The organism is Sphingomonas crusticola (assembly GCF_003391115.1).
Classification (GTDB): Bacteria; Pseudomonadota; Alphaproteobacteria; order Sphingomonadales; family Sphingomonadaceae; genus Sphingomonas_I; species Sphingomonas_I crusticola.
Window position 1 is genome coordinate 2,273,667 of sequence record NZ_QTJP01000001.1, and the last position, 18,109, is coordinate 2,291,775.

The 18,109-nt window shown below is 64.3% G+C and carries 12 protein-coding genes; 8 read left to right on the forward strand and 4 right to left on the reverse strand.

Annotated features, from left to right (window positions below; translation table 11 throughout):
* Positions 1-148 precede the first annotated feature (148 nt).
* From DX905_RS10800 to DX905_RS10820, 5 genes are read left to right on the forward strand one after another with little or no spacing between them, the layout of a single operon-like run.
* Positions 149-1,291 carry a fumarylacetoacetate hydrolase family protein gene (locus DX905_RS10800; RefSeq protein WP_116091345.1) on the forward strand — a complete coding sequence of 381 codons (1,143 nt, stop codon included), beginning with the start codon at positions 149-151 and terminating at the stop codon, positions 1,289-1,291.
* Positions 1,292-1,305: 14 nt separating this feature from the next.
* Positions 1,306-2,748, forward strand: a complete 1,443-nt coding sequence (locus DX905_RS10805) for an aldehyde dehydrogenase family protein (protein WP_116091346.1) — start codon at positions 1,306-1,308, stop codon at positions 2,746-2,748.
* Positions 2,735-3,511 (forward strand): D-xylose 1-dehydrogenase, encoded by a 777-nt coding sequence (gene xylB / locus DX905_RS10810; protein ID WP_116091347.1) that lies wholly within the window; start codon positions 2,735-2,737, stop codon positions 3,509-3,511. The genes DX905_RS10805 and xylB overlap by 14 nt, the downstream gene beginning before the upstream one ends.
* Before the next feature lie 2 nt (positions 3,512-3,513).
* Complete coding sequence (locus DX905_RS10815) at positions 3,514-4,386, forward strand: SMP-30/gluconolactonase/LRE family protein (RefSeq protein WP_116092493.1); 873 nt, start codon at positions 3,514-3,516, stop codon at positions 4,384-4,386.
* A 38-nt stretch (positions 4,387-4,424) separates the two neighbouring features.
* Positions 4,425-5,834 (forward strand): sugar porter family MFS transporter, encoded by a 1,410-nt coding sequence (locus DX905_RS10820; protein WP_420822143.1) that lies wholly within the window; start codon positions 4,425-4,427, stop codon positions 5,832-5,834.
* 92 nt (positions 5,835-5,926) lie between these two features.
* Here the strand turns inward: DX905_RS10820 and DX905_RS10825 are convergent, their stop codons facing one another.
* The 3 genes from DX905_RS10825 to DX905_RS10835 all read right to left on the reverse strand — a co-directional run bounded on the left by DX905_RS10825 (position 5,927) and on the right by DX905_RS10835 (position 12,380).
* Complete coding sequence (locus DX905_RS10825) at positions 5,927-7,705, reverse strand: IlvD/Edd family dehydratase (protein WP_116091349.1); 1,779 nt, start codon at positions 7,703-7,705, stop codon at positions 5,927-5,929.
* Between the two features lie 188 nt (positions 7,706-7,893).
* Positions 7,894-8,961 (reverse strand): LacI family DNA-binding transcriptional regulator, encoded by a 1,068-nt coding sequence (locus DX905_RS10830; protein WP_205412243.1) that lies wholly within the window; start codon positions 8,959-8,961, stop codon positions 7,894-7,896.
* Positions 8,962-9,083: 122 nt separating this feature from the next.
* Complete coding sequence (locus DX905_RS10835) at positions 9,084-12,380, reverse strand: TonB-dependent receptor (protein ID WP_240320820.1); 3,297 nt, start codon at positions 12,378-12,380, stop codon at positions 9,084-9,086.
* Between the two features lie 198 nt (positions 12,381-12,578).
* On the opposite strand from DX905_RS10835, the gene DX905_RS10840 reads away from it, so the two are divergent.
* A complete protein-coding gene (locus tag DX905_RS10840) occupies positions 12,579-13,346 on the forward strand; it encodes a FadR/GntR family transcriptional regulator (protein ID WP_116091351.1) in 768 nt (255 codons plus the stop codon).
* A gap of 202 nt (positions 13,347-13,548) precedes the next feature.
* The gene (locus DX905_RS10845) at positions 13,549-14,481 is read left to right on the forward strand and encodes a diacylglycerol/lipid kinase family protein (protein WP_116091352.1); all 933 of its coding nucleotides are present in this window, start codon (positions 13,549-13,551) and stop codon (positions 14,479-14,481) included.
* 26 nt (positions 14,482-14,507) lie between these two features.
* Here DX905_RS10845 and DX905_RS10850 read toward each other — a convergent pair whose 3' ends face one another.
* Positions 14,508-16,646 carry an alpha-glucuronidase family glycosyl hydrolase gene (locus DX905_RS10850; protein ID WP_116091353.1) on the reverse strand — a complete coding sequence of 713 codons (2,139 nt, stop codon included), beginning with the start codon at positions 16,644-16,646 and terminating at the stop codon, positions 14,508-14,510.
* Between the two features lie 197 nt (positions 16,647-16,843).
* On the opposite strand from DX905_RS10850, the gene manD reads away from it, so the two are divergent.
* Positions 16,844-18,055, forward strand: coding sequence for a D-mannonate dehydratase ManD (manD, locus tag DX905_RS10855; protein ID WP_116091354.1), 1,212 nt, complete (start codon positions 16,844-16,846; stop codon positions 18,053-18,055).
* The last annotated feature ends 54 nt before the right edge of the window (positions 18,056-18,109 follow it).

The following is an 18,109-nucleotide window of genomic DNA, read 5'->3' on the forward strand; positions in this document are numbered from 1 at the left end:
CACGGGGCGCCCTCGACCACGGGCGCTCCGCTCTGTGGAACATGGTCTGGCCGATCCGCCGCGAAGCTGATAGCGCTCTCTCTTGACTCCGCCGCATTGCGCGGCGATTTGGTAGCGCTAACAAGAAGCGCGCGGAGAGGGACGGCAGATGAATGTTTTCGCGCCGGCGGAAATGCTGGCGGAGGACTGGCGGGACGGGCTGTTCCTTGGCCGGATCGAAACAACGGAAGGTCCCACGCCGGTATTGCTTCAGGGTGGTATCCTGCATGACATGAGCCGGGTCGCGCCCACCGCAGCGCAATTGGTTGCAGATCGCGCGTTCGATGCGTCTGCGGGGAAGGCGCTGGGCGACCTCCGCGATTACTCCTTATCCGCCGCCGGCACGCCGCGCCTGCTCAGCCCGGTCGATCTGCAATGCGTCAAGGCGGCGGGGGTGACCTTCGCAGTATCTGCGGTCGAACGCGTGATCGAAGAGCGCGCGCGCGGCGACGCCGGCAAGGCTGCTGAAGTCCGCGCCATGCTCGAAGGACGGATCGGCGGTGGCATCCGGGGTCTCAAGCCGGGATCTCCGGAGGCGGTGGCGCTCAAGCAGGCGCTGATCGACGAGGGCATGTGGTCGCAATATCTCGAGGTCGCGATCGGCCCGGATGCGGAGATATTCACCAAATCGCCGGTGCTCTCGACCGTCGGCTGGGGCGCCGAGATCGGTGTGCGTTCGGATTCGTCCTGGAACAATCCCGAACCGGAAATCGCCATCCTCGCGGACAGCCATGGCGAGCCGGTCGGCGCCAGCCTCGGCAACGACGTCAATCTGCGCGATTTCGAAGGCCGCTCCGCGCTGCTGCTGGGCAAGGCCAAGGACAATAATGCCTCCTGTTCGCTCGGGCCGTTTGTGCGGCTGTTCGACCAAAGCTTCACGATGGACGATGTCCGCACCGCCGAAGTCGATCTGCTGATTGAGGGCGAAGACGGCTATGTGCTCAAGGGGCATAGCTCGATGCGCGAGATCAGCCGCGATCCGACCGACCTAGTCGAACAGGCGATGAGCGAGCATCATTATCCGGACGGCTACATCCTGTTCCTGGGCACCCTGTTCGCACCCACACAGGACCGCGACGATCCTGGTCGTGGGTTCACGCACAAGGTCGGCGACATCGTGTCTATTTCGACGCCGAAGCTGGGGCGTCTGGTAAATCGTGTGACACACTCCAAATCAGCGGCACCGTGGACGCTCGGCATATCCGGGCTGATGCAGAATCTCGTTTCGCGCGGGCTTATCGGCGCGCGCTAGCAAGGCAGAGAAACATGAAGCTCACCCATTTCATCGGCGGCCAGCAGGTCGAGGCGGATACGCCGTTCAACAGCATCAACCCGTCCAACACGGACGAGGTGATCGCCTCCTATCCGGCCGGTGGTAAGGCCGAGGTAGATGCCGCGGTGGCGGCGGCGCGCGCCGCCTTCCCCGCCTGGTCGATGGGCTCGCCGGAGCTCCGCTCCGATTTGCTCGACCGCGTCGGCAACACGATCATGGCGCGCGCCGCTGAACTCGGCGAATTGCTGTCGCGCGAGGAAGGCAAGACCCGCCCCGAGGGCATGGGCGAAGTGATGCGCGCCGCGCGCATCTTCAAATATTTCGCCGGCGAGGCGCTGCGCCGCCACGGTCAGACGCTGGAATCGACGCGGCCCGGACTCGACGTCGAAGTGTGGCGCGAGGCGGTCGGCGTCTATGGCCTGATCACGCCGTGGAATTTCCCGATCGCCATTCCTGCCTGGAAGAGCGCGCCGGCGCTGGCCTTCGGCAACACGGTCGTGCTCAAGCCCGCCAACCCGACGCCCGCCATCGCTCATGCGCTCGCGACGATCATCCATGAGGTTGCCGCTTCGCTCAACGCGCCGGCCGGCATCTTCAACATGGTGCTGGGGCAGGGCGGGGTGGGGTCGGCCATCGTCGATCATCCCGACGTCAACGGCATCTCCTTCACCGGCAGCCAGGGCGTCGGCGCGAAGGTGGGGCTCGCCGCCATGACGCGCCAGGCGCGCGTCCAGCTGGAAATGGGCGGCAAGAACCCGCTGGTTGTGCTCGACGATGCCGATCTCGAGCGTGCGGTCGCGATCGCGCTCGATGGCGGCTTCTTCCAGACCGGCCAGCGCTGCACCGCTTCGTCCAAGGTCATCGTCCAGGACGGCATCCACGACCGCTTCGTCGAGGCGCTCGCCGCGCGTGCCAAGGCGCTCAAGGTCGGCAGTGCGCTCGATCCGTCGACCCAGGTCGGCCCAGCCTCGTCTGACACCCAGTTCGAGCAAAATCTCCGCTACGTCGATATCGCAACCAGCGAAGGCGGCCGCCTGGTCACCGGTGGCGATCGCCTCAGCCTTGATACGCCGGGCTATTATATGAGCCCGACGCTGATCGCGGATACCAATCCGGACATGCGCATCAACAATGAGGAAGTGTTCGGCCCAGTCGTCTCGACGGTGCGCGCCAAGAGCTATGAAGAGGCGCTTGAGCTCGCCAACCGCGGCAATTTCGGCCTGTCGGCCGGCATCGTCACGACCAGCCAGAAATATGCGCGACACTTCAAGAAGAACATCCGCGCCGGCATGGTGATGATCAACCAGCCGACCGCCGGCGTGGATTATCACGTGCCGTTCGGTGGCAGCCGCGGGTCCAGCTACGGCGCGCGCGAGCAGGGTTTTGCAGCAGTGGAATATTACACGCAGATGAAGACCGTTTATGTCGGCGACTGAGGCGGCTCAGCGGACCATCTACCCCAGCTTGCGGGACAAGCGCGTCCTCGTCACCGGGGGCGGCAGCGGCATCGGCGAGGGCCTGGTCGAGGCGTTCGTTCGGCAGGGCGCGCGCGTCGCCTTCGTCGACATCGTCGATCAGGCGTCACGCGAGCTGGTCGAGCGTCTGAGCGACGCGCCACACAAGCCGATCTATCGGCAGTGCGATCTCAAGGATATCGAGACGTTCAAGCGGACGCTGGCGGAGATTGAGACCACGCTCGGCGGGATCGACATACTCGTCAACAATGCCGCTAATGACGATCGCCACACGGTGGAGGAGGTGACCCCCGCTTATTGGGACGATCGCATGGCGGTGAATCTGCGCCATCAATTCTTTGCCGCGCAGGCGGTGGTTCCGGCGATGCGGCGCGCCGGCGGCGGCGTGATCCTGAACTTCGGCTCGATCAGCTGGCACCTCGGCCTGCCCGATCTGGTCCTGTACCAGACCGCGAAAGCCGCGATCGAGGGGATGACGCGGGCGCTGGCGCGCGATCTCGGCCCGCATAATATCCGGGTCAATACGATCGTGCCCGGCAATGTGCAGACCCCACGCCAGATGAAATGGTACACGCCCGAAGGCGAGGCCGAGATCGTCAAGGCGCAGTGCATCGAGGGCCGGATCCAGCCGGCCGACATCGCCGCGATGGTATTGTTCCTGGCGTCGGACGATGCGCGGATGTGCACCGCGCACGACTATTTTGTCGACGCGGGCTGGCGCTGATGATGTCGGACGTCATCAGCGTCCTTAACGCCCGGGCGACGCTCGGCGAGGGCCCGGTCTGGGTCGCTCGCGAGCAGGCTTTGTGGTTCGTCGATATCAAGGGTCACAAGGTTCACCGCTTCGATCCGGCGACGGGCAATCATCGCAGCTATGACGCGCCTTGCCAGGTCGGTTGGGTGCTGCCTTCGGACGACGGCAAGTTCATCGCCGGGCTTCAGCAGGGCGTGGCGCGCTTCGATCCGGCCACGGGCGCATTCGAGGTGATCGCTACACCCGAGGCCGCCCTTCCAGGCAATCGCCTCAACGACGCAAGCGTCGATGCCCATGGCCGCATCTGGTTCGGCTCGATGGACGATAGCGAGGCGGCCGTCAGCGGGCGCCTCTATTGCTTCGATCGGGGTGAGGTACGCGAGAGCGGGCTCGCGCCGGTTTGCATCACCAACGGCCCGGCGATCAGCCCGGACGGCTGCATCCTTTACCATACAGACACGCTCGGTCGGGTGATCCACCAGGTGCCGGTCAATGACGACGGTACGCTTGGCGCGCCTGCGATATTCGCGACGATCGACGAGAGCGACGGCTGGCCCGACGGATCGACCTGCGATGCCGAGGGCTTCGTCTGGATCGGGCTGTGGGGGGGCTGGCGCGCGCGCCGCTATGCGCCGGATGGGCGGATTGCCGCCGAAGTGCGGCTGCCCGCCGCCAACGTTACCAAGATCGCGTTCGGGGGGACCGATTTGTGCACCGCTTACGCTACCACCGCACGAAAAGGGCTCGACGCGGCCGCCTTGGCCGGTCAACCTCTGGCGGGAAATATCTTCGCGTTTCACGTGGACGTGCCGGGCGCTCCCGGCAATCTGGCCAGCCTCGGCTGACCGGCAATAACAATGGTTCAAGCAGGATAGGGGAAAGCATGATGGAGCGAGGGGCAAGCCAGAGAAATCTAGGCTTTATCGTCGCCATCGTCGCGGTTGCGACGATCGGCGGCTTATTGTTCGGATATGACAGCGGTGCCGTCAACGGCACCCAGCCCGGCCTCAAGGCCGCCTTTTCATTGAGCGAGGCCGGGCTCGGCTTCACGGTCGGCTCGCTGCTGATCGGCTGCGTCATCGGCGCATTCCTTGCCGGCCGCCTGGCGGACGTGCTTGGCCGCCGCAACGTGATGATGCTCGCGGCCACCTTGTTCCTGATCGGCGCGCTGGTGCAGGGCTTTGCGCACGTCCAGCCCTTGTTCGTGGTCGCGCGCATGCTCGGCGGCATTGCCGTCGGCGCCGCGAGCGTACTCTCGCCTGCCTATATTTCGGAAGTCGCGCCCGCGAACATTCGCGGCCGTATGACCACGATCCAGCAGATCATGATCATCTCGGGCCTCACCGCCGCGTTCGTGGTCAATTATTATCTGGCGGCGAGCGCAGGCGCTTCGACCAATGTCTTCTGGGGCGGGCTTGAGGCCTGGCGCTGGATGTACCTGATGCAGGCGCTGCCGGCGGCGGTGTTCCTCGTGGCTTTGTTCTTCATCCCGGAAAGCCCGCGCTTCCTGGTTTCGAAGGGCCGCACCGAAGAAGCCAGCCATGTGCTGACGCGTCTGTTCGGGGCTACCGAAGCGAGCGCGAAGCTCTCCGAGATCCGCGCCAGTTTCAGCGCGGATCACCGCCCCCGCCTCAGCGATCTGCTCGATCCGGTGAAGGGCGGCGTGCGTCCGATCGTGTGGGCGGGCCTGCTGATCGCGGTGTTCCAGCAGCTCGTCGGCATCAACGTCATCTTCTATTATGGCGCGACCCTGTGGCAGCTGGCGGGCTTTACCGAAGACGATTCGCTCAAGATCAACATCGTCTCGGGATTGGTGTCGATCGCGGCCTGCTTCGTGACGGTCGGGCTGGTCGATAAGATTGGCCGCAAGCCGCTGCTGCTGATCGGTTCAGCCGGTATGGCGGTGACCCTGTTCACGCTGGTCTACGTCTTCCATAACGGCACGCTCGACGCCGCCGGCCATCTTCAGCTCTCGCCCGATCTGGGCAAGATCGCGCTGGTCGCCGCCAACCTCTACGTGATCTTCTTCAACGTCAGCTGGGGCCCGATCATGTGGGTCATGCTGGGCGAGATGTTCCCCAACCAGTTGCGCGGTTCGGCGCTGGCTGTTTGCGGCTTCGCCCAGTGGTTCGCGAATTACATTATCGCGCAAAGCTTCCCGGTGATGGCGTCGAGCCTGGGCCTCGCCGTGACCTACAGCTTCTACGCGGTTTCGGCGACGATCAGCTTCTTCCTGGTGAGGAGCTTTATCAAGGAAACCAAGGGCAAGGAACTGGAGGCAATGGAGGGCTGAGCACTCCGCCTTCCGGCCAAAAGAAGGGCCCGTCGCTCAATCGAGCGGCGGGCCCTTTTTTATGTCTGACAGGGAATCTTTAGCGCCCGTCGTCAGTGATTATGCCGCGGCGTGACGGCAGAGATGCCGCGATATTTGAGCGCGAATTCCAGCACCGCGCCTTCGTGCATCTGACCGGTCTTCTCGCGGAACAGTTCTTCCCACGGCGTGTGGCTGGGCGGGATGGGCGGGGCGGGCTCGGTCTTGCGGCGGGCGATCTCCTCCTCCGCTACCAACGCGTTGCAGCTACCGGCGTTGAGATCGATGCGGATCGTGTCGCCGGTGCGCAGCCAGGACAGGCCGCCGCCGGCCGCGCTTTCGGGTGAAGCGTTGAGGATCGAGGGACTGTCCGAGGTCCCCGACTGGCGGCCGTCGCCCAAGGTCGGCAGCCACATCACGCCGCGCTGGATCAGCGCATCGGGCGGCTGCATGTTGACCACTTCGGCCGAGCCCGGCCAGCCGATCGGGCCGGCGCCGCGCATCACCAGGATGCAATTCTCATCGATGGCGAGCACCGGATCGTTGATGCGGTGGTGATAATCGTCGGCGCCGTCGAACACGATCGCGCGCGCTTCGAATGCGCCTTCCGCTCCCGGATGGCTGAGATAACGCTGCCGGAACTCGTCGGAGATCACGCTTGTCTTCATGATCGCATGGTCGAACAAATTGCCCGACAGGACGAGGAAGCCGGCCTTGTCCTTCAACGGTTCGGCGAACGGCTTGATAACTTCGCGGTCGTGCGTTTCGCGGCCGGTGAGATTCTCGCCGATGGTGCGGCCGGTGATGGTCGCGCAGCCCTCATGAAGCTTCCCCGCCTCCAGCAGCTCCCACAGCAAGGCAGGTACGCCGCCGGCGCGATGGAACCGTTCACCCAGATATTTGCCGGCGGGCTGCATGTTGAGCAGCAAGGGCAGGTCATAGCCGTGGGTGGTCCAGTCGTCGGGCGACAATTCCACCCCGGCGTGGCGCGCCATCGCCATGATGTGCGGCTCGGCGTTGCTCGATCCGCCGGCCGCTGTGACGAACGCGATCGCATTGAGGAAGCTCTCGCGCGTCAGGATTTTTGACGGGCGGAGATCCTCATAGGCCATCTCGACGATGCGCTTGCCGGTGAGATAGGCCATCTGTCCGCGCTCGCGATAGGGGGCGGGAATTGCGGCGCAACCGGGCAGCGACAGGCCGAGCGCTTCGGCCACGCCGTTCATGGTCGAGGCGGTGCCCATCGTGTTGCAGTGGCCGGGCGAGGGGGCGCTTTCGGTCGCGCGGCGGAAGAATTCCTCCTCGTCGATCTCGCCCGCCGCGAGCTTGCGGCGCGAGCGCCAGATCACCGTACCCGAACCGACCAGCTCGCCTTCATGCCAGCCGTCGAGCATTGGCCCGCCCGACAGGACGATTGCCGGAATGTCGACGGTCGACGCCGCCATGATCTGCGAGGGCGTGGTCTTGTCGCACCCGGTGGTGAGCACGACCGCGTCGATCGGATAGCCGTAGAGGATCTCGACCAGACCAAGATAGAGCAGGTTCCGATCGAGCGCGGCGGTTGGGCGGCGGCAATTCTCGAAGATTGGATGGACCGGAAACTCCATCGGGATGCCGCCCGCGTCGCGAATGCCGGCGGCGGTGCGCTTGGCGAGCTCCAGGTGGATGCGGTTGCAGGGCGAGAGGTCGCTGCCGGATTGGGCGATGCCGATGACCGGCTTGCCTGAGCGCAGCTCATCCGGTGTCACGCCGTAATTCATGAAGCGCTCGAGATAGAGCGCGACCATGTCGCTGCGCGCCGGATCGGCAAACCAATCGCGCGAGCGGAAGGGGCGGACGGGAATTCGGCTCACGGGGTGCTCTCCGGAATGTCTGGAAAAGCTACAAAGCCTCGCCGCCACCCTGTCAAGCGACCGTCGGGGCCATTGGCGGGTGGGCGTGGATTGCTTCGCTCCGCCCGCAATGACGATAGTCGCTAAGTCCGTCATTGTGAGGCCGGCCGCGCCGAAGCAGTCCAGGCCCAGAAGCGGCCAGTGACTTCTTAGCTTCGCGCGCTTGGCCTCCGGCGCGGGGCAGCATCCGACTGCCGACGCACGAACGTATAGTCGAGCAGCACATGCTTGGGGGCGGGCCGCATCGGTCCGCGCTGTGCCCGGATCTCGGCCGCCAGCAATTCCATCGCCGCCTGGGACATGTCGCGGATCGGCTGGTGAATGGTGGTAAGCTCCGGCCAGATCGTCGTCGCGAGCGGGGTGTCGTCGAAGCCGCACACGGTGATGTCGCCCGGCACGTCGAGCCCGTGACGATGCGCGACCGCGACCGCGGCGGCGGCCATATCGTCATTGGCGGCAAAGATCGCTGACGGCGGCTCTTTCAACTCCAGCAGTCGTTCCGCTGCGTCGAGACCCGAGCGATAGGTGAACAGACCCTCGACGATCAGCGCTGGATCGACCGTCATGCCCATCGTCTCCAGCCCACGCCGATAGCCTTCGAGGCGGCGGCCGCTGGCAGTCTGGTTGGGATTGCCGGAGATGAAGCCGATATGCCGGTGGCCAAGCTTGGCGAGGTGGCAGGTCATATCGAAGGCGGCACGTTCGTCATCGATGCTGACCGCCGAAATATCGGCCGGCGGACGACCGCTGGCGACGACCACCATCGGCACGCCCGCTTTCTGCAGCACCTCGATCACGGCGATGGAATCGCACAACGGCGGGGGCAGGATCACGCCGTCGATGCCGATGCGGATAAGATGCTCGGCTGCCTGCACTTCGCGTGCGCCGATCTCGCATTGCTCGACCATCAGCTGGACATTGCCGCGGCTCGCCTGATCGAGCCCGCCGACCAGGAATTCGCTGAGATAGGCCGCGCTGGGATTGCTGTAGAGCAAGCCGATGCGCAATTCCTCGGCACCCGCGAGGCTGCGCGCGGCGCGATTGGGCGCATAACCCAATTGGGTGATGGCGGCATTGACCAGGTCGCGGGTGGCTGCGCGGACATTGGCTTCGCCGTTGATCACCCGGCTGACCGTCATCGGGGACACGCCTGCACTCGCCGCCACGTCGCTGATGGTCGGTGCGCTCCGCTGCCGGCGTGAAATCTTCTGGCTCAACCTGTGCTCCGACGATGCGGGCATAGCGCCCCCCGGATCGTGCTTATCGCTACTTGGACGCGGAGGCAAAACAATGGTGGCCGGCGTAACGAGCCGGCCACCCAGGGGAGAGTTGACAGGCCTTAGAAGGTCCCGCGCAGTCCGATCATATAGCTGCGGCCCGGGCGATATTCGGTGAAGGTCGCATTATCGAACTGGAAATATTGCCGTTGCTTGGCCTTGAAGATGTTCGTGACGTCGAACACGAACTGCGGCGCGTTGTTGATCCCGGTCAACTTCTCCAGATCGAAGATCGACGAGAAATCGAACCGCCGCAGCGGATCGTTGAACAAGGCTGCGTTCGGGATGCTGTTCTGATTGGCAGTCGAGGCTTGCGAACCGCCGTTATAGACCTGCGCCAGCCGCAGCTCGATACCGTTATTCTGATAATAGACGGTAATGTTATAGGATTTGGCGGGCACGCCGATCGCCACAGCCGGTGCCGCTCCCGATCCCTTCTGATCGACATAAGTGAGGTTGGCGTTGAAGCCGAAGCCCTTGATGCCGAGGTAGCGGTCGAGGATGAAGTCGAGCGGCTGCACCCAGTTGAACTCGAGTCCGTTGACCCGCAGGTTTCCGGTGGCATTGACCTGCTGCTGCTGAACGACGGTGGCTGCTGCCGGACCACCGCGCGAAGTGATCGCCGCCTGCTGCGTTGCCGTGATCGTGTCGAATGTGATGCCATAAGCGGCTAGCGACGAGAAGGGCACGGTGACCAGGAAATTGCTGGTGAAGCCGGTGACCGTCTTGCGGAAGGCGGCAATACCGAAATAGCCCTCACGGCCGGTATAATATTCAAAGCCAACGTCGATATTGTTGGAGATGAAAGGCTTCAGCGACGGGTTGCCGACCGTTACGTTGTCGGCCGACGGCGAGCCGAAGCTCACTCCGGGCAACTGGGCATTCGGATCTGGCCGCGTCATCGTACGCGACAGCGATCCGCGCACCACCGCACTCTCGCCGATATTGAAGGCGAGGTTTCCGGCCGGCAGCCAGTTATGATATTTGCTCTTGGTGTACACAAAGGTGTTGATTGAGGGATAGCAGGAGCCATCCGTCGGGAATCCGGCAGTGCTTGCGCCGGGGCAGGCGTTCGCAACGCCGGGAGGCTGGTTGCGCGCATCGGCCAGGGACCTGAACCCGCCGATCTGCTGATCCGTGCTGACGTAACGCATGCCAACATTATAGCGCAGCGCATTGTCGCCTAATTCGAGCCGGCCATTGGCCTCGATATAGGCGCCCCCTACGCGCTCGCGGATCGAACCGGCATTGGCGCCAGTATTCGCGCCGGTGGCGACTGGCGCGGCATCGTGGAATGCCTGGTATTGCGATGCCTGGGCGAATTTCGGCCAGTCGATCGTGATGAACCCGCTCGGCCCGGGCTTCAAATATCCCGGCAGTGCCGAATTGGGAATGAGCGAGCCGCCGTACGTGACCGGGCCGGTCTTGCCTCCGGAGAAACCCGTCCCATAAGCGGGATAAGAGGGATAGGTCCCTCCGGCAGCCGCCGGGTTTGCGGAGACCTGCGCGCCTGTTCCGGTGATGTTGAGGCCCTGGCAGGACGGCTGCCTGTTCGGTCCGGGCAGGAATACGTTGGGATTGTCGCCGCACACCGCATTCTGCCACGCCTGTGTGTTGTCGAAAGCGCGGATGAGGCGTGAGGTTTCGTCATAGGCGCCGCCGGCCTTGAGGCTGAACGCTTCGCCACCCCATGTCAGATTAGCGCGAGCCCCCTTAGTGATCGTGCGGCGCTTTTCGTCCTGGATGTTCACGCGGCCGCCGGGCCAGCCGAAGTTGTTGGGATCGTTGAGATTTTTACTGGATTCGATGGTGGGGACGCCGCCGTCATTCTTGTAGGTTACGGTGAGACCCGAACTGGCGGGCGTGATCACCAGCACCGTCGGCGACTCGCGATGGAAGTTGCTGTGGGTATAATTGCCCTGAACGTCGAGCTTGAGATTGCTCGTAATATTCCATTCGGCGCCGGGGTTGATGCCGTAGAATTTCACGTCTTCCTTGTACGGGCGATATTCCAGGAAGAATTGCGAATTGGCGTAGGTGCCTTCGGTCACGACGCAGCCGCCCGAGCAATCGGTGCGGTCATATTTGGTGTTGATCGGGATGGCGGCGCCGTTGCGGCCGACCCAGTTCATGTCGATCCGCTCGAAGCGGTTGCGCTTCCGGCCGTACATGCTGTCGACGTAGAAATGCAGATCTTCGCTCGGACGCCACTCGAGCGCGACGATGCCGTTATAGCGATCACGACGGCCAAACTCGTCGGCATCGCGGCCGAGGCGCGGGATCAGGCCATTGTCGATCTGCTGGAGGGTCGCGCCCGGATTGAGCGCGAGCAGCAGGTCCTGGTTGATCGTCGCGCCCGTGGTCAGTCCGTTGCCGGCATTGGCAGGAACAGTGCCTGGGATCGTCCAATTACCGCCGCCTGTCACGTTGCAGCCGCTCGTACCGGCACGGCATTGGGACGCAGCAATCTGCGCGGCCGTGGCATTGGCCGGCGGCACGCTCAAATTGGGGTTGGTCCAGCCGATCGTCTCGAAACCGAGCACGCGGAATTTGTTGCGCACCGCGGTGCCGCCGGCCAGGATGCCGAAATTGCCGAAGGTGGCGCTGGCGATCAGCGCGCCGCGGCCGCCCCAGCCGCCGGCATGATCGCTATGCGTCCCCTGAAGCGAATATGTGACGTGGGTGCCGGGGCGATCGAACGGGCGCGCGCTGCGCAGGTTGACGGTGCCGGCGGCACCGCCCTCGACCGTGTCGGCGGTCGACGTCTTGTTGACGGTCAACCGGGTGAACAATTCGGTCGGGAAAAGATCGAGATCGACCTCGCGGTTGGTGCTCTGGGCATCGGTGCCGCCGGTCGACGCGACCGCCACCGGCGCATCGTTGAGCAGCACGCGCGTGAAGTTGGTGCCGAGGCCGCGGATAGCGATGTTGAGACCTTCGCCGGTGATCTCGCGGCTAATGGTGATGCCGGGAATGCGGTTGACCGATTCCGCGATGTTGGTGTCGGGAAACTTGCCGATGTCCTCGGCGAAGATGGAGTCGGTGAAAGAGGTCGATTCCCGCTTGGCAGCGGTCGACTGCGCCAGACTCTGACGATAGCCGGTTACGACGATCTCCTGCGCGTCGGCATTGTTGCCGGAAGGATTGGTCGCCGATGCGCGCGATTCCGGCGAGCCGGCCGCGGGCAGAGCGGCGCTGGCCGGCGGGGCTGTCGGGGTGGAGGCGGCGGGTGCTGGCGCGTCGGACGGTGCCTGCGCGGCCTGGGCCATCGCAGGTGCGGCGTAGGTGGCAAGGATCGTTGCGCAGAGCAGCGCCGCGCGACGGGCACGCGTGGCAGGCGATAAGACTCGCATCTTCATTTCCCCTCTCCCTCACCGGTCGGCTTCGCCGATCCGGACATGTCGCCATGTTAGCGATCACATCGCGACGTATCCCGCGCTCCGCTTTTTCTGTCAATACCGCCCTTACAGGATGGTATTACCATTATCGACTTTGGTATATCCAGTTGTGTGGAAATCGATGTGGCGCTAAGCTCGCGAGAGGGAGGACGACGCGTCATGAAGAGTGGAGAACCGGCCAGCGCGCGCCTTTACGAGAGCATTGCGCGCACGCTCGAGCAGGCGATCGAGATGGGGCGTTATAAGGCCGGCGGGCGGCTTCCGTCCGAGCGCGAGCTTTCCGATCAATTCGGTGTCAGCCGTCCGGTGGTCCGCGAGGCGATCATCGTCCTGGAATTGCGCGGCCTGGTGCGGCGCCGGCATGGCGCGGGTGTTTACGTTGCCGCGAAGACGCCGCTCAAGGCGCTGGAGGGCGACGAAGCGGACGGCCCGTTCGAGGTGACGGAGGCGCGCCGCCTGCTGGAGGGCGAAATTGCCGCGCTCGCGGCGGGTGCGGCCAGCGATCAGCAGATTGCCGAGATGGAGGCGATCATCGCGCGCATCGGCGACATGCGCACCGATCAGGCGACGCGCGAGCAGGCCGACCGTGCTTTCCATGTCGCGCTGGCACGGGCGACCAACAATGATGTGCTGGTGGGACTGGTCGAAAGCCTGTGGGACAAGCGTTACCAGTCGCCCTTGTGCGTCTATTTCTTCAGCCGGGCACGCGAGGCGGGAATCCAGCCGCCGGTCGACGAACATCGCCTCGTCCTCGACGCGCTCAAAGCGCGCGATGCGGATGCGGCGCGCCAGGCGATGCGCGACCATCTTGCCCGCGTGACTGAGAATTTGCTGATCGCGACCGAAGCCGACGTGCTCGATCGCGCCCGGCTGCGTGTGGAGGAACGGCGCTTCGATTTCGCGCGACGCGCCGGGGTCAAGGTTTGAGGCTTGTTCCGCCGTTGCCCCTGAACAGAGTGATGATACCGGGAATCGTCATCGCGAGCGGAGCGAAGCAATCCAGCTCTCGTTCGGGCCTGGATCGCCGCGGCGCGTGCCGCGCCTCGCGATGACGGTGCACTCCGTGGCGATCGCCGCACCCATTTAATAAGGGTGGATCGACGCAGCGGGCAGAGCCTACAGGCAGGATATGGCTCCTCACCGCCCCACACAGCCGATCCCGATCCTGGTGAATCGCGAGGGCGGAACGGCGGCGAGCGCCGGGCCTGATCTCGAAGATACGATCCGCCAAGCCTGCACCGAGGTGGGCATTACTGCGGAGGTCCAGCTGCTCGATGGGGCCGAGATGACGGCGGCGGTCGAAGCGCGTAAGCATCATCCGCTGATCGTTGTCGGCGGCGGCGATGGCACGCTCGGTCAGGCTGCCGGCGCCCTGATCGCCGCGGGCTCGTCGGCGGTGCTCGGCATATTGCCGCTCGGCACGCACAACCACCTGGCCCTGCAGCTCGGCATTCCCAAAGACATAGCCGGCGCGATCCGAACGCTGGCCGAGGGCGAGGAGCGGCGGATCGATGTCGGCACGGTCAACGATCTCGTCTTCCTGAACAATGCCTCGATCGGCCTTTATCCGTTGCTGGTCCGGTCGCGCGAGGCAGGGCGGCGGCGGCACGGCATGCCCAAATGGCTGGCCAACCTGTTTGCCGGGGCCGCCGTGATGCGCCGGCTGAGACACCACCGCCTGCGCGTCGAAATTGCCGGCTCGGCGGAAACGATCCGCACGCCTCTGCTGTTCGTCGGCAATAACGTCTATTCGCTCGAACGCGGACAGATCGGCCAGCGCGCGGCGCTCGACGAGGGCAAGCTCTCCGTTTTTGCGGTGGCCACCAACACGCGGCTGTCCGTCATCTGGTTCGCCCTGCGCGCCTTGGTGGGCCGCACCGACGCTGAAAAGGATTTCGCCGCGCTGCAGACCTGCCGCGATTTCACCGTCAATGCGCACGCCGCCGACATCCACGTCGCGCTCGACGGTGAGCTCCACCAATTGCGAACCCCGCTCCGCTTCGAAAGCAAGCCTGGGGCTTTGCGGGTGATGGTGCCGCGTGAAGACGCTGCGAATTCATAACGCGATGGTTCGTCGGACCCGGGGCGCTAGTGTCCCGGTGCGAACGGGAAATCGAGTGCCTGATAATAGCTCAACGGATGCGCCGGCGCGGGGACACCCGCTGGCAAGGGGCGCTTAGAAAAGGTCTGGAAATAAGCCAGGCAGGCGTCGCGCCACCATTCCGCCTCGTGCAGCTGGATCGTCAAAAAGGCTTCGGTTTTCGCGAACCGTTCCTCATCCACATAGGGCTTCAGCGCCTGCCACTGGCGCTGCATCGCCACCACCTGATCGACGCCCGTCTGATAATGAAGCGCGAGCTCATCCCACAGGATCCGGCCCGATTTCATCCGGTAATCCCACGGCACGTGGTGGAACCACAGCAACAGGTTCTCCGGGGTGGTTTTAGGGTTCGCCAGCAGTTTGGCGATCGGCGGCGCATATTGGCTGATGGCATTGGTGCCGCTGGCGGTGCGATCGACGCCGATCCCGATCGCGTCCGCTTGGTGATAATAAACCGGGTTCCACTCGGCACGCGCCAGCTCGTGCACCCAGGGCGCGGGGCCGTGATGATGGCCGGTGCCCATGATGTGGGCCAGGCCGAGCGGCGTCATGTAATTCACCACCGCCTCACGTGAGGTCATCATCATGGCGACGACCGCCCTCACGAAGGCCGGATCGGGGGTGAAGGTCATCGCCGCCCACTCCGCCGCGATCCGTTCCGATGAAGCCTGTGGATCCCAGGCGAGGCGGCCAAAGGCGTACCAGTCGGCCTGGTTGAAGGTCGATCCGCTCCAGTCGCGGTCATTGCCGCTATTGGCGACGCCGGCGATGCCGGAAATCTTCTGGCTCTCCAGCACCTTGGCGACGGTCGTGCCGCGACCTTTGGTGAAGGTGTCCCACTTCAACACTTCCTCGAACAAGGCGCCCATATAGACGGCGTGCGTCGCCTGGCCGAGATATTCCTTGGTGATCTGCACCTCGAGCATCAGCGGCGTCTTGGGCATCGCCCCGATCAGCGCGGAGACCGGCTCGCGCGGCTGGAAATCGAGCGGGCCGTTCTTGACCTGGACAAGCACATTGTCCGCAAACTTGCCGTCGAGCGGCTTGAAATTGTCATAAGCCTGCTTGGTGCGGTCGACCTGGTGGCTGTCCTGCGCGGCATAGACAAAGGCGCGGTACATCACGATGCCGCCATGCGGGCGCACCGCATCGGCCAGCACGTTCGCGCCGTCGGCATGGGTGCGGTTATAATCCTGCGGGCCGGGCTGGCCTTCGGAATTGGCCTTGACCAGGAAGCCGCCAAAGTCCGGGATCGAGCGGTAGATTTCATCCGCCTTGGCCTTCCACCAGGCGGCGACCGCAGGATCGAGCGGGTCGGCGGTCGTGAGGCCGCCAATCTCGATCGGCGCGGTGAAGCGCGCCGACAGATAGACCTTGATACCCCATGGCCGGAAGACGTCCGCCAGCGCCTTGGCCTTCGCGATATAGTCCGGCGTCAGGCTGGCGGCGACGGCATTGACGTTGTTGAGCACGGTGCCGTTGATGCCGATCGAGGCATTGGCGCGCGCATAATCGGTGTAGCGCGGATCCTCGTAATCGGGGAGCTTCCACCAATCCCACAGCGAATCGCCGGCATAGCCGCGCTCGATATGGCCGTTGAGGTTGTCCCAATGATTGAGCACGCGCAGCGTCAGCTTGGGCGCCGAGACGATATCGACCTGATCGAGCGGCGTGCCCGTCTGGACCAGCCGCAGCAGCGCGAAGCTGCCATAAAGCAGCCCGCGATCGTCATTGGCGGCGATCACCGTGATAGGCTTGCCGCCCAGCGCGAGACTGCGGATGACATAACCTTCGCCGCCGAGCTTGCCGAGCGGCAGATTGAGCGTGGCCAGCACCGGCAGGCTGCGCGGCGTGCCGATCAGGATCGCGCCGCTGCCCTCGCCGCTGCCGATCGGGTGGCCGAGCAGGCCCTCCAGACCGCGATGCAATTCGCCCAACGCCGCCGCCAGCATCGGCGAAGGCCGGTCGCCGGCGACGATCGCCGTCGCGCGGCTGTCGAGCTGGGCGCGAACCGCGGTCGGCAAGGGGCGATAACGCAGCCACAGATCGTAGCCGTCGTCGGCCCAGGCCGGAGAGGTCAGGCCAATCGCGGCGCAGATGATGAGCAATAGCCGCGGCAGCCGCATCGGCGGGATCCTCTTCCTTTTCGGGCCGGCTTTTGTCATGCCAGTGCCTGCCCGATTGACTCGGTAGGCTCCGCTATATCATGGGAGCGCTAACAATAAAGACGTGCAGTCAAGGCGTTGCGCGTGCGACGCAACCGCGCGAGAGGAAATAAAGCAGGCGGTCGCGTTCGGCGACCGTGTCTTTTTGGGAGAGGCTGTTGCCCAAGATCACATCTGCCCGCGTCGTCGTAACGTGCCCGGGGCGCAATTTCGTGACGCTCAAGATCGAGACCGACGCGGGCGTCTACGGCCTCGGCGACGCGACCCTCAACGGCCGCGAGCTGGCCGTGCGTTCCTACCTCGAGGATCATGTCGTGCCGTGCCTGATCGGGCGCGACGCGCACCGGATCGAAGACATCTGGCAATATCTCTACAAGGGCGCTTACTGGCGGCGCGGGCCGGTCACGATGACCGCGATCGCTGCGGTCGACATGGCCTTGTGGGACATCAAGGGTAAGATCGCTAACCTGCCGGTCTATCAGTTGCTCGGCGGCGCCAGTCGCGAAGGCGCGATGGTCTACGGTCATGCCAATGGCGCGTCGATCGAGGAGACGATCGAGAATGCGCTGCTGTACAAGGAGCAGGGCTATAAGGCGATCCGCATCCAATCGGGTGTACCCGGTCTGGCCTCGACCTACGGCGTGTCCAAGGATCGCTATTTCTACGAGCCGGCGGATGCCGATCTGCCGACCGAGAATGTCTGGTCGAGCGAGAAATATATGCGCTCGGTCGTGCCTTTGTTCGAGGCGGCGCGCGAGGCATTGGGCTGGGACGTCCACCTATTGCACGACATCCACCATCGCCTGACGCCGATCGAGGCGGGGCGCTTGGGCAAGGACCTCGAGCCTTACCGTCCCTTCTGGCTGGAGGATGCCACGCCGGCCGAGAATCAGGACGCCTTCCGCCTGATCCGCCAGCACACCACCACCCCGCTCGCAGTCGGCGAGATTTTCAACTCGATCTGGGACTGTAAGGGCCTGATCGAGAATCAGCTGATCGATTATATCCGCGCCACCGTGGTCCATGCCGGCGGGCTGACGCACCTGCGCCGGATTGCCGCCTTGGCCGATCTCTACCAGGTCCGCACCGGTTGCCATGGCGCCACCGATTTGTCCCCGGTGTGCATGGCGGCGGCGCTGCATTTCGACATTTCGGTGCCGAATTTCGGCGTGCAGGAATATATGCGCCACACGGCCGAGACCGACGAAGTCTTCCCACACGCCTACAGCTTCAGCGATGGCCTGATGCATCCCGGCGACAAGCCCGGACTCGGCGTCGATCTCGACGAGGTGCTGGCCGCCAAATATCCCTATAAGCGCGCCTTCCTGCCGGTTAACCGGCTTGAGGACGGGACATTGTTCAACTGGTAGGCGACTGAATGGGCGGCCCGATTCACCGGGCCGCCCCCATTACGGAGACTTGAT